The 14,934-nt window shown below is 44.9% G+C and carries 16 protein-coding genes; 1 reads left to right on the top strand and 15 read right to left on the bottom strand.

Annotated features, from left to right (window positions below):
* Nucleotides 1-67: 67 nt before the first annotated feature.
* From fabG to AC4CV5_RS09075, 9 genes are all read right to left on the bottom strand, one after another.
* Nucleotides 68-808 (bottom strand): 3-oxoacyl-[acyl-carrier-protein] reductase, encoded by a 741-nt coding sequence (gene fabG / locus AC4CV5_RS09115; protein ID WP_326220540.1) that lies wholly within the window; start codon nucleotides 806-808, stop codon nucleotides 68-70.
* Nucleotides 801-1,754 carry an ACP S-malonyltransferase gene (gene fabD, locus AC4CV5_RS09110; RefSeq protein ID WP_326220542.1) on the bottom strand — a complete coding sequence of 318 codons (954 nt, stop codon included), beginning with the start codon at nucleotides 1,752-1,754 and terminating at the stop codon, nucleotides 801-803. Before fabD ends, fabG begins: the two co-directional genes overlap by 8 nt.
* A gap of 18 nt (nucleotides 1,755-1,772) precedes the next feature.
* Entirely contained in the window at nucleotides 1,773-2,774 is a 1,002-nt protein-coding gene (gene plsX, locus AC4CV5_RS09105) for a phosphate acyltransferase PlsX (protein WP_166853038.1), read from the bottom strand.
* A 13-nt stretch (nucleotides 2,775-2,787) separates the two neighbouring features.
* The gene (gene fapR / locus AC4CV5_RS09100) at nucleotides 2,788-3,354 is read right to left on the bottom strand and encodes a transcription factor FapR (protein WP_166853041.1); all 567 of its coding nucleotides are present in this window, start codon (nucleotides 3,352-3,354) and stop codon (nucleotides 2,788-2,790) included.
* A 108-nt stretch (nucleotides 3,355-3,462) separates the two neighbouring features.
* Nucleotides 3,463-5,511 (bottom strand): ATP-dependent DNA helicase RecG, encoded by a 2,049-nt coding sequence (recG, locus tag AC4CV5_RS09095; RefSeq protein WP_490922551.1) that lies wholly within the window; start codon nucleotides 5,509-5,511, stop codon nucleotides 3,463-3,465.
* Entirely contained in the window at nucleotides 5,489-6,391 is a 903-nt protein-coding gene (sdaAA, locus tag AC4CV5_RS09090) for an L-serine ammonia-lyase, iron-sulfur-dependent, subunit alpha (protein WP_166853047.1), read from the bottom strand. The genes recG and sdaAA overlap by 23 nt, the downstream gene beginning before the upstream one ends.
* A 23-nt stretch (nucleotides 6,392-6,414) precedes the next feature.
* Nucleotides 6,415-7,077, bottom strand: a complete 663-nt coding sequence (gene sdaAB, locus AC4CV5_RS09085) for an L-serine ammonia-lyase, iron-sulfur-dependent subunit beta (protein WP_490922549.1) — start codon at nucleotides 7,075-7,077, stop codon at nucleotides 6,415-6,417.
* A 138-nt stretch (nucleotides 7,078-7,215) separates the two neighbouring features.
* A complete protein-coding gene (locus tag AC4CV5_RS09080; protein ID WP_166853050.1) occupies nucleotides 7,216-8,874 on the bottom strand; it encodes a DAK2 domain-containing protein in 1,659 nt (552 codons plus the stop codon).
* A gap of 15 nt (nucleotides 8,875-8,889) precedes the next feature.
* Complete coding sequence (locus AC4CV5_RS09075) at nucleotides 8,890-9,252, bottom strand: Asp23/Gls24 family envelope stress response protein (protein ID WP_166853052.1); 363 nt, start codon at nucleotides 9,250-9,252, stop codon at nucleotides 8,890-8,892.
* A 278-nt stretch (nucleotides 9,253-9,530) separates the two neighbouring features.
* Between AC4CV5_RS09075 and rpmB the strand changes: the two genes are divergently transcribed.
* Complete coding sequence (rpmB, locus tag AC4CV5_RS09070) at nucleotides 9,531-9,719, top strand: 50S ribosomal protein L28 (RefSeq protein ID WP_003221548.1); 189 nt, start codon at nucleotides 9,531-9,533, stop codon at nucleotides 9,717-9,719.
* Nucleotides 9,720-9,791: 72 nt separating this feature from the next.
* On the opposite strand, the gene spoVM is transcribed toward rpmB, so the two are convergent.
* From spoVM to prpC, 6 genes are all read right to left on the bottom strand, one after another.
* Nucleotides 9,792-9,872, bottom strand: coding sequence for a stage V sporulation protein SpoVM (gene spoVM / locus AC4CV5_RS09065; RefSeq protein ID WP_003221545.1), 81 nt, complete (start codon nucleotides 9,870-9,872; stop codon nucleotides 9,792-9,794).
* 70 nt (nucleotides 9,873-9,942) lie between these two features.
* Nucleotides 9,943-10,587 (bottom strand): thiamine diphosphokinase, encoded by a 645-nt coding sequence (locus AC4CV5_RS09060; RefSeq protein WP_166853054.1) that lies wholly within the window; start codon nucleotides 10,585-10,587, stop codon nucleotides 9,943-9,945.
* Between the two features lie 69 nt (nucleotides 10,588-10,656).
* Nucleotides 10,657-11,310, bottom strand: a complete 654-nt coding sequence (gene rpe / locus AC4CV5_RS09055; RefSeq protein WP_166853056.1) for a ribulose-phosphate 3-epimerase — start codon at nucleotides 11,308-11,310, stop codon at nucleotides 10,657-10,659.
* A 4-nt stretch (nucleotides 11,311-11,314) separates the two neighbouring features.
* On the bottom strand, nucleotides 11,315-12,211 hold the full coding sequence (gene rsgA / locus AC4CV5_RS09050) for a ribosome small subunit-dependent GTPase A (protein WP_166853058.1): 897 nt from the start codon (nucleotides 12,209-12,211) through the stop codon (nucleotides 11,315-11,317).
* Nucleotides 12,212-12,225: 14 nt separating this feature from the next.
* Complete coding sequence (gene prkC / locus AC4CV5_RS09045; protein ID WP_373923568.1) at nucleotides 12,226-14,172, bottom strand: serine/threonine protein kinase PrkC; 1,947 nt, start codon at nucleotides 14,170-14,172, stop codon at nucleotides 12,226-12,228.
* Nucleotides 14,166-14,930: a protein-serine/threonine phosphatase PrpC gene (gene prpC / locus AC4CV5_RS09040; RefSeq protein WP_222142811.1), complete on the bottom strand. Its 765-nt coding sequence runs from the start codon at nucleotides 14,928-14,930 to the stop codon at nucleotides 14,166-14,168. Before prpC ends, prkC begins: the two co-directional genes overlap by 7 nt.
* Between the last annotated feature and the right edge of the window lie 4 nt (nucleotides 14,931-14,934).

Raw genomic sequence — 14,934 nt, 5'->3', positions numbered from 1 at the left:
CAAGTATTATAGTGGATTCGTTTTTAAAAAACTAGAGAAACTATGATGAAATTTTTGAGAAAAAAACTTACATCACCATTCCGCCGTCAATATGAAGCGTTTGGCCAGTCATGTAACGAGCTCCCTCAGAAGCAAGGAACGTGACAACGCTGCTGACGTCGCCAGGTTCGCCAAAGCGCGAGAGCGGAATTTGTTTCAGCATTTCGTCTTGAACGTCTTTTGTAAGCTTATCTGTCATATCAGTGGAGATAAATCCAGGCGCAATCGCATTTACCGTAATATTGCGGCTTGCAAGCTCTTTAGCAGAAGATTTTGTTAAACCGATCACGCCGGCTTTTGCAGCCACGTAGTTGGCTTGTCCAGGATTTCCGCTGACGCCGACGATAGACGATACGTTAATAATCCGGCCTGAACGCTGTTTCATCATCTGTCTTGTAACAGCTTTCGTGCAGTTGAAAACACCCTTCAGGTTAATGTTAATGACATCATCCCATTCATCTTCCTTCATTCTCATGATGAGATTGTCTCTTGTAATTCCGGCATTATTAACTAAAATATCAATCGTAGAAAAAACAGAAAGCGTTTCTTTTATCATGTTTTGTACATCTTCGGGATTTGATACATCCGCTTTGACAGCAATTGCTTTTCTGCCCATTGATTTGATTTCATCTACCACTTCATTTGCTTTCGCTTCATTGCCGGAGTAGTTGACGACAACATTCGCGCCGCTTTTTGCCAGGTCAAGGGCGATTGAGCGGCCGATTCCGCGGGATGCGCCAGTAACAATAGCCGTTTTGTCATTAAGCATTTTCATTCTCCTCCTTAAGCGTTTGAATTGCCAGCTCGATCGTTTCCGGATCTGATACAGCAATTGTTTTTAATCGTCTGTTTACTTTTTTCACAAGTCCTGAAAGCACTTTTCCGGGGCCGATTTCAATAAAAGTCGTAACACCCTCTGCAATCAGCTTGTTAATGCTTTCCTCAAAACGAACCGGAGAGTAGAGCTGCTCAATGAGTTTCTCTTTAATTTCAGCTTTATCAGTCATGACATCGGCAGAAACATTTGAGATGACCGGAACGCCAGCGTCTTTTATGTCACAGGAGTCCAATACTTCTTTCAGCTTTTCCGCAGCAGGCTTCATCAGTTCGGAATGGAACGGACCGCTTACTTCAAGCGGAATGGCGCGTTTTGCACCGTTCTCTTTTGCCTGTTCAGATGCAAGCTCTACACCTTTAGCTGTTCCGGAAATAACGATTTGTCCGGGACAGTTGAGATTTGCAAGCTGTACAAGATGGCCTTCCTCCGTGACTTTATCGGTTACTTGCTTTAATGCTTCAGCGTCCATGCCGAGAATCGCAGCCATAGCTCCTTCGCCAGCCGGCACTGCTTCATTCATAAACTCTCCGCGTTTTCTGACGGTATAAACAGCATCTTTGAAAGACAGTGCGCCAGACGCAACCAGTGCGGAATATTCACCAAGGCTGTGTCCTGCTGTGAAATCAGGTGTAATACCAGATTCTTTAAATTTCTCAAGAACAGCAATGCTTGTCGTCAGCAAAGCAGGCTGTGCATTGTATGTAAGTGTTAATTCTTTCGCATCACCTTCAAAAATCAGGGAGCTAAGTTTTGTTTCCAATGTTTCATCCGCTTCATCAAACAGACGTTTTGCAGCAGGCACCTGCTCATAAAGCTCTTTCCCCATGCCGATAAATTGTGATCCTTGACCTGGGAATAAAAATGCAATCTTACTCATGATGTAAAAACCTCCAGACTACTCATCTGTTTTTTCTTCTTTAACTTCTTCCTGAATGAGCGCAGCCACATTTTGGCTGACCATCTCTCTCGCTTGCCGAATCGCATGAAATACAGCATTAGAATCTGATGAGCCGTGCGCCTTGATCACAGGCGCTTTTAAGCCAAAAAGACTTGCTCCGCCATAATTCGAATACTCCATTTTCATTTTCATTTCTTTCAACTTTGGCTTCAGCACAGCTGCTGCAAGCTTTGATGTGAGATTAGACGTCATTACTTCTCTCATCATTTTAAAAATAGATAACGCAGAGCCTTCCAGCGTTTTGAGTGTAACATTCCCGGTAAATCCGTCTGTTACTACAACATCCGCCACATCATCTAAAAGGTCTCGCGCTTCCACATTTCCGATAAAATGAATGTTTGCTGTTTCTTTTAATATTTGAAACGTCTGCTTTGTCAGTTCGTTTCCTTTTTTATCTTCTGTTCCGACATTTAAAAGCCCGACTCTCGGTGAAGTGACACCGCGCACTTGCTGAGAATAAACAGAACCCATGATGGCGTATTGAACGAGGTGCTCCGGTTTGGCGTCGACATTGGCGCCGACATCAAGGAGAAGAAATCCGTCTCCTGAAACGGTCGGAAGTGTCGGGGCAAGCGCCGGGCGGTCAATCCCTTTAATTCTTCCGACAATAAACAGACCGGCTGTCATTAATGCACCGGTATTTCCTGCTGAAATGCAGGCGTCAGCTCTGTTTTCGGCAACTTCCTGCGCCATAAGGACCATAGATGAGTTCTTTTTTCTACGCACGGCGCGGACCGGTTCATCCGTAGGCTCAATCACTTCATCTGCGTGCAGCACCGTGATGCGATCTGATGTTGTTGTTAAATGTGATTCTATCGTTGTTTTGTCACCGACAAGTGTGATATGGAGATCATCAAATGCCTCTATACCCTTTATAACTCCGTCAATAACGGCTTTGGGAGCGTGGTCTCCTCCCATTGCATCTACAGCTATTCTCATGCATGCTCCACCTTTATGAATGTTTTGAACGGTACATGTCAAAATGTCCAGAAAAAACAATTTCTTCGCCAACGTAGCTGTTCACTTCGACAACCGTTCTCCCTTTTTCTTTTTCGACGGCCGTCACTTTCGCTTTCGCTACGACACGTTCACCCTGCTTTACCTGTCTTGTAAAGCGGATGTCTGCACTTGCAGTCAGCGCCAGCTCGTCATCAATGACTGCAACAGCCAAAGAATTCGCCTGTGCAAATAAATGGTGTCCTCTCGCAATCTGATTCCGGCTGAACACATGCTCCTGTTTTATTTCTAAAATAGATATCGCCTGATCATCCAGCTCAAGGTCAATAATTTCTCCGATAACTTCATCAAGTGACAGGGATTTCACTTCATCTTCAAGCGTTTTCTCTGCCACGTTCTTAATTCTTTCTCTCAGCTCCGGTATGGAAAGCTCTAAGCGGTCCAAACGTATCGTCTGGATGCTCACCCCGAATTTACCCGCTAATTCTTCATCTGTAATAAAGGGGGTTACTTGAATCGTCTGCTGAAGTAATTCCTGGCGTTCTTTCTTATTTCTTCTCATATCTAAACACCATCCGGACAATTAAGACTAGGTACTAATAGTAGTATATAATTTCATAGATTGGAATGCAACGATTGTTTCTGACTGAACACCAAAAACTTCTGGTGCTCAGCTTAATTTTTCCCCGTCCATTACTCCGCTCTTCAGCAATTGCTCTCTCAGCGCACCGTATTCCGGCTCCTTCCAGAACGCGTCAGAAGCCACAAGATTCGCAGCATCCTGCCTTGCCGTTTCAAGTGCCCTGTAATCATGAACCATGTCCGCCACCTTGAATTCAGGCATTCCGCTTTGTTTTTTGCCGAAGAAATCACCGGGACCTCTCAGTTCCAGATCCTTTTCAGACAGCTCGAAACCGTCATTGGTCTCCGACATGATCCTCATCCGTTCTTTCCCTGTTTCTGATTTAGGATCGGCCATCAGAATGCAGAAAGATTGATGCTCCCCCCGTCCGACACGGCCGCGGAGCTGGTGAAGCTGTGACAGCCCGAAACGGTCGGCGTCATAAATCACCATAATGGTTGCATTCGGAACATTCACGCCAACCTCAACAACAGTGGTTGATACAAGAATTTGACAATGATTCGCACTGAATTCTCTCATGACCTGATCTTTTTCATCGGAATGCAGCTTTCCGTGCATAAGGCCGACGTTCCATTTCCCACGAAAAATATCAGAAAGCATATTGTACACGTCAATGGCGTTTTGCACATCAAGCTTGTCTGATTCTTCAATCAGCGGGCAGATGATGTAAGCCTGTCTACCCTGCTTTAATTCTTTTTCGACAAATGCCAAAATACGATCCAGCATGTCATGCTTTACCCAATAAGTTTCGATTTGTTTTCGTCCCGCCGGCATTTCATCAATGACAGATACATCCATTTCACCGAACACTGTGATGGCTAACGTTCTTGGGATTGGAGTTGCTGTCATAAAGAGAACATCGGGATCCTGCCCTTTGTTCCGAAGCTTTTTACGCTGCTCAACTCCAAATCGATGCTGTTCATCCGTAATGACAAGACTCAGCGCCTTAAACTCCACCTCATCCTGAATTAAAGCATGAGTTCCTACAAGAATATCAATCTCTCCCGCCGCGAGACGCTCAAGCAGTTCTTTTCGCCGCTTCCCTTTAACAGAGCTTGTCAAAAGGGCGACGCTGACATCCCACTTTTCAAATAGTGAAACGAGCGAATCAGCATGCTGTTCGGCCAGAATTTCTGTCGGCACCATGAGCGCTCCCTGGTATCCGGATAGGATCGCGGCATACAGCGCAATGGCGGCAACTGCCGTTTTTCCTGATCCAACGTCCCCTTGAAGTAGACGGTTCATTCTGTATGGAGAAGACATGTCTGCTGTTATTTCGCGGAGCACGCGCGACTGGGCGTTTGTGAGGGGAAACGGGAGGCTTTTAATAAATCCCATGAGTTCTTCGTTTGAAAAACGCTGCCATATCCCTTGTGTCTGCTCTCTTTCCGCCTTTCGGAACGCCTGCATTTTCAACTGAAACAACAAAAATTCTTCGTAAACAAACCGGCGTCTGGCAAGCTTTAACGCTTCTCTTGTTTCGGGCTGGTGCATTGCTTGTAACGCCTGCTGATAGTCTGGCAGCTTATAGCGTGTTTTTAGCCTTTCCGGCAGAGGATCTGAAAGTGAATCTGCATATTGGTTCAGCGCCTGCTGAATAAAGCGTCTCATCATTTTGACGGTAACATTTTCTTTCACAGAATACACAGGTTCAATACTCTTATCCTCTTGGTGCGGACCGTTTTTTAACTCCTGAACAGAGATGGTTTGGCGGTGCTTGTCCCATTTACCGGAGACCGTCACAACAGAGCCCAGAGAAAGCTTTTTCTTCAAATAAGGCCGGTTGAAGCATACAGCTGTGACTAAATAGTTGCCGACAAGAACCCTAAATGTCAGCCTGTTTCGTTTCTTTCCGTAATAGGTAAGAGAAGGCTCTGAATGAACCTTCCCTTCGACTGTGACTCTTTCATCATGCTTCACTTCTTCTAAATCCCTCAGCTCGTAGTCATCATAACGATAAGGGAAATAATTCAGAAGATCAGAAATGTCATAAATACCGAGTTCATTTAATGTTTTTTCTGTTTCCGGCCCAATACCCTTAATGTTAGCTATACTAGTTTGCTGATGTTGTTTCACTTGAACCTAGCGCTCCTCCGAAAATTTTTTTCTCTAATTCTCTTCCTGTCGGTGTTGCTGCTAAACCGCCCTGGCCTGTTTCTCTAAGTGCAGTGGGCATCGTTTGGCCAATTTTATACATGGCATCGATAACCTCATCACATGGAATGCGGCTTGTAATGCCTGCCAATGCCATATCAGCTGCAATCATCGCATTTGACGCGCCCATTGCATTCCGTTTCACGCAAGGTACTTCAACAAGCCCCGCAACAGGATCGCACACTAGGCCGAGCATATTTTTTAATGTAATGGCCATGGCCTCCGCGCTTTGTTCGGGTGTTCCGCCTGCCATTTCAACAATCGCCGCAGCAGCCATGCCTGATGCTGATCCAACCTCTGCCTGACAGCCCCCGGCGGCACCGGAAATACTTGCGTTATTAGCCACAACAAATCCGAAAGCCCCGGCTGTAAATAAAAAGCGGATCATTTGTTCTCTTGTTGGGTTCAGCTTTTCTTTTACAGCAAATAACGTGCCAGGCACCACACCGGCAGAACCTGCAGTTGGTGTCGCACAGATCGTTCCCATGGCTGCATTTACTTCATTTGTTGCAACAGCTTTCGATACAGCATCTAAAATCAGCGGGCCGGACAGGCTTTTACCTGATCGGATGTAGGCCTGTAATTTAACGGCGTCACCGCCTGTTAAGCCCGTTTGGCTCGTAACTCCCTCGAGTCCTTTCTGAACCGCAGCTTCCATAACAGTCAAATTATGATCCATCTGCTGAAAAATCTCTTCTTTTGTTTTTTCTGTTACCTCCATCTCTTGCGCGATCATGACATCAGAGATGGATATTTGCTTTTCTTTAGTAATCTCAATTAATTCATTTACATTACGAAACATAACTGGCTCCTCCTGACCTTTCGCTAGTCAGCAATCTTTGTCACTTGAATAATATTCGGCAGCTTTGACAGCTCGTCGAGAACGTGGTCGTCAATATTTTGATCGACTTCTATTGTCATCAAAGCAAGCTGGCCGATATCCTTTCGGGCTACTTCCATATGTCCTACGTTGATTGAAAACTTCGCCAGAACATTGGCAACACCGGCAATTGTGCCAAACTTGTCATTATGAACAACCAATATGGCCGGATGATTTCCGGACAGCCGGAGTTCAAAACCATTTAATTCTGTGATTTCAATCTTTCCTCCGCCAATCGAAATACCCGTCAGCTCAAGCTCTGCCTTTTCATCGGAGATAGTGATTTTGGCTGTGTTCGGATGGACCGGGACAGCGTCTTCCACCCGAAACTCTATATCAATTCCTTTATCCTCTGCAATTTGTATAGCGGTTTTAATCCGTTCGTCGAATGTATCAAAATCAAGCAATCCGCCGATAATCGCAACATCTGTGCCATGGCCCTTATACGTTTCCGCAAAAGAGCCGTAAAAGGATACAGTGATGCGCTCAGGCTCCCTGCCAAATAAACTTCTTGCCACTCTTCCGATTCTCGCCGCTCCCGCGGTATGCGAGCTGGACGGACCGATCATAACCGGGCCGATAATATCAAAAACGCTTCTGTATTTCATGCTATTCCTCCTTATGAACCAGAGCTTATAAGCGCTTTGCTTCTAGACTAATTGATCATATATAAAATGGCAAGCGGGCGCGTTACAGCGCTGCCGCACTTAAAAGCAGACATAAGAATAGAAGGGCAAATTGCCCTTCTATTCTACAGAAACTATATACGAATACAGCGGCTGTTTTCCGTTGTGGATCTCAACCTCAATCTCCTCGTACTTTTCACCGAGAAACGCTTCAAGCTCCTCAGCTTCTTCCTGAGACGCATCCTCACCATATAGGATGGTGACAATTTCGTCGTTTTCTCCGATCATTTCTGACAGCAGCATTTTCGCGGCTGACAGCTGATCTACAGCTGTGCCGATAATCGTTCCATTCAGAATTCCCATAAAGTCGCCTTTTTTAATGTCTTTGCCGTCAATATGAGTATCTCTGACTGAGTACGTCACCTGTCCGCTTTTCACTTGCTGAATGGCGCTGAGCATATTGGCTTCGTTGGCTTCAGCTTCCTGATCCGGATTAAATGCCAGCAGGGCTGACATCCCTTGCGGAACCGTTTTGGCCGGAATGACAAAAACCTGTTCATCCATTACACTGGCCGCTTGATTAGCTGCCATGATGATGTTGGAGTTATTTGGTAAGATGAACACCGTTTCTGCATTTACAGATTTCACGGCCTCGACAATATCCTCAGTGCTCGGGTTCATGGTCTGTCCGCCTTCGATCACAACAGAAGCACCGATGCTTTTGAATAAGTCCGAAATGCCTTCTCCCATCACCACAGTTACAATGCCATACGGCTGCTTCGCCGACGGTTTGTTGTCAGCAGGCTTGCTTTCCTGACTGATGATGGAGGTATGCTGCTCTCTCATATTTTCTATTTTAATTTTGATTAATTCACCGTAATGCTGGGCATAGTTTAACACGTTTCCCGGCTCTTCAGCATGAATATGAACCTTCGCCAATGATTCATCCGCAATAACCAACAGAGAATCACCGAACTGGCTGAGGTCTTGTCTGAACGCACCTTCGTCGAATTCTCTTTTTGTCTGATCGAGCTTTACCATCACTTCGGTACAAAAACCAAATTCAATATCTTCGGTATTCATCATGCTTTGCGCGCTCTTATGATGCTCTGCACTGACCATGTCATCAAGTGACGGAAGAACGGCTTTCTGAGACACAGTTTCACCTTTTAATGAAGCAAGGAAACCTTCATATACACAAAGCAGGCCTTTGCCGCCGCTGTCGACGACTCCTACTTCCTTCAGGACAGGAAGCAATTCAGGGGTCCGGTTTAAAGACGCCTCTGCTTCTTCTGTTACTGCAGTCATGAGCGCTATGATATCGGTTTCTTTTTCTGCCAGTGTTATCGCTTTTTTCGCAGCGTCTTTTGCTACTGTTAAAATGGTGCCCTCTACAGGTTTCATGACAGCTTTATACGCCATATCAACACCTGCTTGCAGTGAAGCGGCAAACTCCAGCGCATTAATTTCTTTTTTCGTTTCAATGCTTTTACTGAATCCGCGGAACAATTGGGACAGGATCACTCCTGAATTTCCGCGTGCTCCCATGAGCAATCCTTTAGATAACGCGGAGCCCACCTTTCCGATATCATCCGTATCCATTTGCTCCACTTCTCTTGCTCCGGAAGTCATCGACAGGTTCATGTTTGTTCCAGTATCGCCATCCGGCACCGGAAACACGTTCAGCGCATCAACCGCACTCGCGTTTTGAGACAGATTCTGCGCTCCCGCAAGAATCATCTCGGCAAAGGTTCTGCCGTCTAATGTTCTGATAGACAATCCTACTCCTCCTAACTACGGGTTCGTCACTCGGACGCCTTGGACATAAATATTAACAGAGTCCACTGCCAGCCCGATGGTTTGATTTACTGTGTACTTTACTTTTGTTTGGACATTATGTGCCACTTCAGAAATTTTCGTGCCATAGCCGACAATGATATACATGTCAATATGTATCTGTTCTCCTTCTTGGCGAACTTGGACACCCCTGCTGAAATTCTCTTTCCGAAGGATCTCAGTCAGTCCGTCTTTAATCTGTTTTTTAGAGGCCATGCCAACAATGCCGTAACAGTCAATCGCCGCGCCTCCTGCAACCATCGCAATGACTTCATTAGATATATCAATCTGCCCGTATTTCGTTCTTAATTCAATGGACACACTAGTTCCTCCTTCGAATGCATAGAGTTACAGCTATTCTACTATATGGTTTCCATTATGAAAAGAAAAGACCCGGCTATTGCTGCCCGTCCCTCTACATATACTATAGCACCGCTGTTTCCGCAAGATGTCAAGTGAATTTTCTTGAAAGATGATGAAACAATAGTTGCAAACGTTTTTTAGCTGTGGTAAATTATTTAAAGTATCCATATCGAAAGCATCTAAGATTATATGAATGTTAAAAAGTAGATGTTTTGTGCAAGTGAGGAGGGAAACAAATGGCACGTAAATGCGTTATCACAGGTAAAAAAACAACAGCTGGGAATAACCGTTCTCACGCAATGAACGCTTCTAAGCGCACTTGGGGCGCGAATCTTCAAAAGGTTCGTATCCTTGTGAACGGAAAACCTAAAAAAGTATATGTATCTGCTCGAGCTTTGAAATCCGGTAAAGTTGAGCGTGTATAACAAAATGAACGCCTGCCTCGATAAGTGGCAGGCGTTTTTATGTGGTGAAAGAGGGCTTTGAACCCCTGGGCATTAATCTTTTCTAAATGAGCCCAGCATCGCCCGGACAATTCCTCCTAAAAACTTCGGCAATTTAATGGTGTAAAATTTCATTTTTTGTCCCCTCCTATAACGTCCCGTAACCGCCTGTTCATTGATTTCAGCAAATGAATGAAAGCACATGCTAATCCGTGCTTCTTATCATTATTAATATGCCTTTTGCAAACGAAAAAGTACCTCGTGAATGAATGAGTTCGTTACTAATACATAGTGTTGAACCAAGCGGAATATGACACTTATTTAGCGGATATTTAAAATCGGTCAGGGTCAGTTCATGTATTTCTTCGGAAAACGGTATAAAGGAGATATATCGCTTGTTTTCATCCTTCTCAATATCATATTCACCGGGAGGGAACATTTGAATATGATTTTGTTTGTCTATCAGCCTAATTTTTATATTCGTTTTTACACCTCTATACAGAAGCTGAATGTTTCCTAAAAAATGATCAGCTCTGCCGCCTGTAATGCCGAAAATCTGAATGATATCCGGCTGTTTTTCCAGCGCCCAATCAAGGGCGAGGTCTAAATCTGTTTGATCTTTTTCTGCTTGATACACATGGAGAGCGGGAGCGGCTTTTTCAATCCGGCGGCGTTCTTGCTCTGTTATGCTGTCAAAATCTCCAAAGGCTTCATCAGGAATGATCCCGGCATCTAAGAGAGTGACGGTGCCTTTGTCAACACCGACCCAAAGGATGTGCTCAGCCGTATAGCTCGTTAGATCAGGAATGAGATCTTTAGGGCCTCCCGCAACAATATTGATTGTTTTCATCTCTGATTCCTTTCTCTGCATACAGGAAAAAGAGCTTAGGCTCTGTATGCCCAGCTCTTTTTTTGCTGCTTATTTACTTCCTCTGATTTCAGAAATTGCTTTTTTGCGGTCGGACTGGCCATAAACAGCTGAACCGGCAACGAGTAAATTTGCACCCGCTTCAATAACTAACGGAGCGGTTTCCTTGTTGACGCCGCCGTCTACTTCAATTAACAGCTCTTTTTTTCCTCTTTCATCCGCCATTCGCTTAACCTCTTTGATTTTAGGAAGGACGGAATGAATAAATTTCTGCCCGCCAAATCCCGGGTTCACCGTCATTAACAGAACAAGATCAAGGTCGTCGAAAACATGTTCGATGACTTGTACAGGCGTGTGCGGGTTTAGAACAACACCGGCCTTTACACCTTGTTCCTTAATGAGCTGGATAGTACGGTGCAGGTGCGGACATGCCTCAGCATGCACGGACAGGATATCTGCTCCGGCTTTCGCGAAAGCCGGGATGTAACGATCCGGCTCTTCTATCATTAAATGAACATCAAGCGGCAGATCTGTTACTGGCCGGACAGCTTCTACAATCAGCGGACCGATCGTGATATTCGGGACAAAATGGCCGTCCATGACATCAATATGAATACAATCGGCTCCGCCCTTTTCTACATCTTTAATCTCATTGCCTAAAGCGGCAAAATCAGCGGAAAGAATAGATGGTGCAACCTTTATCATTATGCTAATACCTCGGCTTTCTGTCTTTTATCTCCGTCATAAATTCAACATAATGGTCATAGCGGTACTGCTTTAATTCCCCGTCTTCAACGGCTTGTTTCACCGCACATTTTGGCTCTTTTAGATGTAAACAGCCTCTAAATTTGCATGAAGAGCTTTTTTCTCTGATATCAGGGAAGGTATAGCCAAGCTCTTCTTCCTCAATGTCTGTAAATTCAAGTGAGCTGAATCCCGGAGTATCCGCAACCAAACCTCCGGACGTGTGAATCAGCTCCACGTGGCGGGTAGTGTGTTTCCCGCGGCCCAAATGTTCGGAAATCTCGTTTGTTCTTAAACCAAGCTCCGGACTGATCGCGTTGAGAAGCGAGGATTTTCCAACACCGGACTGACCGGCAAATACCGTTGTTTTGTCTTGAAAATGCGGGATGATGTCCGCTAAACTGTCTTGGTTCTTAGAGGAGGTGAGATACACGTCATAACCAATATTTCGGTAGTCTTCTGCATAGGCTTGAATCGCATCTTGTGTATCTTGATCTTCAAGCAGATCCATTTTTGTAATGCATATAATCGGCTGAATATCATTGGCCTCAACGAGAACCAGGAAGCGGTCGAGCAATGCCGTGCTGAAAGAAGGCTGAACCGCTGAGAAAACAAGGACCGCTTGATCGACATTGCAAATTGGCGGCCTGATAAGCTCATTGGTTCTTTCTTTAATTTCTAAAAGATAGCCTTCTTTGTCATTTTCAGCCTGATATACAACGTAATCACCGACGAGAGGGGTGATTTTGTTTTTTCTGAAAATGCCTCTTCCTCTGCATTGTATTACTTTATCCGAATCCTCTGATTCATCCAGTACATAGTAAAAGCCGCTTAGCGCCTTAATAATTTTGCCCTCAGGCATATTTTCCCTCCTTGTTATTCATCTTTCGGATACTCAATGGTTTTGTAGCTGACGACTTTATTGTTTACCATTACTTGATAGTACCCTTTTTGGCCGGGTTCAATCTTTAGTTCAATCGTCCGTTCAGTCGGCTCTTTTATCTTAAATTCTTCGTAAGTGTCAGAGATGCTGTGATCCGCATCGTCAATTGCGATTTGCACTTCAAGCTCGTCCCCTTCATTTTCTGGCTCGTAGGGGATCTCGACCTTTTCTTTCACTGTTTTCGCAGGTTTTTTCTCAGGTCCCAGAGAGAATGTCACTTCAACTTCGTTTCCCGGCTTTACTGCCGCTCCTGCAGCTGGTTTTTGTTTGACAACCTGTCCTTCTGGAACGTCATCTGAGTATGCTTCTTTTTCTATCAATTTTAGTCCGTTGTCTTCCAGATATCCAGACGCTGCTTCTTTACTGTAAGTTTTCAAGTCTCTAAGCGTAATGTCTTCGGGTCCGATACTGACTGTGAGTTTGACTTGATCTTCACTCGGCACAAGCTCAGTCCCTGCTGACGGATTCTGTTCAATGACAGTGCCAGCGCTTTTCTCGTCATTCACTTCATTCACGGTTACATGTTTAAACCCTTGGTCCTTTAACGCTTTTTTTGCCTGATCGACCGTTTGGCCTGTAACATCACCGATCTCGGTTTTAGCTTTTCCGGTACTTTTATAAAGCGTGACCGTTGCGCCTTCTTTGACTGTGGAATCCGCTTTAGGATCCGTTTTTACCATCAGGCCTTCTTCAATTTTCTCATCTGAGATTTCCAAAACCTCGGAATCAACCTGCAAACCCTCTTTTTCCAAGAGGCCTGCCGCCTTTTCGTATTCCATTCCGGAGACATCAGGTATTTTGACATCTTCAGGCATAAAAAGCGACGGAAAAACGGTGACAGCGAGAATTCCAGCTGTAATGAAAACGATGCATATTGTGAGCAAAATCCATGGCCACTTTTTTCTTTTGCCGTTTTTCTTTGTTTTATTGTCTTGGGTGGATGTTACTTCAGCTTCTTTTTCGCCAGCAGCTTTAGCAAGCTCTTCATCTTTAATGATAGGAATCGCTTTTGTCATTTCTTCATCTTCTTGAACCGTAAATCTCTTTTCATTGAGTCTGTCGGCATCAAAAGCTGTTTGGATATCCGCTCCCATGTCTTCAGCCGTTTCGTAGCGATGAAAAGGATCTTTGGCAGTTGCCTTTAGTATGATGTTTTCAACGCTTTGGGGTACTGACGGATTCCACCTTCTCGCCGAAGGGGTTTCCGCCTGAAGATGCTTTAAGGCGATGCTGACTGCCGATTCCCCATCAAACGGGATACGGCCGGTTAATAGCTCAAATAGAACGATTCCTAGCGCATAAATATCCGATTTTTTTGTCGCCAAACCGCCCCGCGCCTGTTCAGGTGATAAGTAATGGACTGAGCCCAGCACAGAATTGGTATGGGTGATTGTGGTCGAACTTAGTGCTGTCGCAATTCCGAAATCCGTCACTTTGATATTTCCCATGTGGTCAATCAAAATGTTATGCGGCTTAATGTCTCTGTGAACAATCTGATTTTGATGGGCATGAGCGATAGCTGAGACAATTTGCTCCATGATGTTCAGCGCTTCTTTAGGGTGAAGCGGCCCGTTTGCTGTTATGTATTCTTTAAGCGTCATGCCCTCAACGTATTCCATGACAATATAATAGATATCATCTTCCTCGCCCAAATCGTAAATGCTTACAATATTCGGGTGATCGAGGCTTGATGCTGATTGGGCTTCTCTGCGGAAACGCCTGATAAACTCATTGTCGTTCACATAGTCAAACCGCAGGATTTTGATTGCGACTTCACGGTCTAGAATGATATCCTCAGCTAAATAAACGTTGGCCATTCCCCCGCCGCCTATAACGCGGAGAATTTGGTAACGTCCGCTGATCCGCTTGCCGATTAGCACTGATCTTCACCCTCTTCAACATGTAAAGCAAGCTCAAGCAAAACTGCTGTAATGTTGTCTTCCCCGCCATTCTGATTGGCTTTGTCCACAAGCAGGTTTACTTTTTCCTGAGGAGCTGAATCGCTTTGCAGGATGTCTTTTAACTCAGTGCCTTCCACTTTATTGGTCAGTCCGTCAGAACATAGAAGCAGTTTGTCCCCGGCTTCAATGTCAAAGGAACGTGTGTCAATGCTGACTGACTGGTCTGTTCCAAGTGCTTTCGTCAACACATTTTTACGCGGATGATGTTCAGCGTCTTCTCTGGAAATCTCCCCAGTGCGAACCAGTTCATTTACAAGCGAATGATCTTCTGTCACTTGGATAAAATCATCGTCCTGAAGCAAATAGCATCTGCTGTCACCTATATGAGCAACAGAAACCGTTTTCCCCGTATAAAGCGCACAGACAATCGTCGTCCCCATGCCTTGGCATTCCTCGTGGGCTTGGGCATGATCGTATATTTTGCTGTTTACCGCAAGAATCTGTTCAATGAGCCAGTTTTCACATTCCGAAGGCGCAACTGGAATCGCCTCTGCTTCATTCCATTTCTCCCCCATGGCTTTCACAGCCATCTTGCTTGCAACATCTCCAGCAAGATGGCCGCCCATGCCATCAGCGACAACCGCTAATACAAATTCATCTTTCCCCTTGAATATCCCCGCATCATCTTCATTATGCTGGCGGATTTTTCCTGTATCTGTTTTTAAGGCTGTTAACAACCCT

Source organism: Bacillus sp. NS1 (assembly GCF_058248265.1).
This window is presented reverse-complemented; position numbering and strand designations above follow the sequence as displayed.

Excerpts from the sequence above, each read along its gene's own strand:
- fabG (WP_326220540.1), bottom strand. The coding sequence starts at position 808 with ATGCTTAATGACAAAACGGCTATTGTTACTGGCGCATCCCGCGGAATC.
- fabD (WP_326220542.1), bottom strand. The coding sequence starts at position 1,754 with ATGAGTAAGATTGCATTTTTATTCCCAGGTCAAGGATCACAATTTATC.
- plsX (WP_166853038.1), bottom strand. The coding sequence starts at position 2,774 with ATGAGAATAGCTGTAGATGCAATGGGAGGAGACCACGCTCCCAAAGCC.
- fapR (WP_166853041.1), bottom strand. The coding sequence starts at position 3,354 with ATGAGAAGAAATAAGAAAGAACGCCAGGAATTACTTCAGCAGACGATT.
- sdaAA (WP_166853047.1), bottom strand. The coding sequence starts at position 6,391 with ATGTTTCGTAATGTAAATGAATTAATTGAGATTACTAAAGAAAAGCAA.
- sdaAB (WP_490922549.1), bottom strand. The coding sequence starts at position 7,077 with ATGAAATACAGAAGCGTTTTTGATATTATCGGCCCGGTTATGATCGGT.
- rpmB (WP_003221548.1), top strand. The coding sequence starts at position 9,531 with ATGGCACGTAAATGCGTTATCACAGGTAAAAAAACAACAGCTGGGAAT.
- spoVM (WP_003221545.1), bottom strand. The coding sequence starts at position 9,872 with ATGAAATTTTACACCATTAAATTGCCGAAGTTTTTAGGAGGAATTGTC.
- AC4CV5_RS09060 (WP_166853054.1), bottom strand. The coding sequence starts at position 10,587 with ATGAAAACAATCAATATTGTTGCGGGAGGCCCTAAAGATCTCATTCCT.
- rpe (WP_166853056.1), bottom strand. The coding sequence starts at position 11,310 with ATGATAAAGGTTGCACCATCTATTCTTTCCGCTGATTTTGCCGCTTTA.
- rsgA (WP_166853058.1), bottom strand. The coding sequence starts at position 12,211 with ATGCCTGAGGGCAAAATTATTAAGGCGCTAAGCGGCTTTTACTATGTA.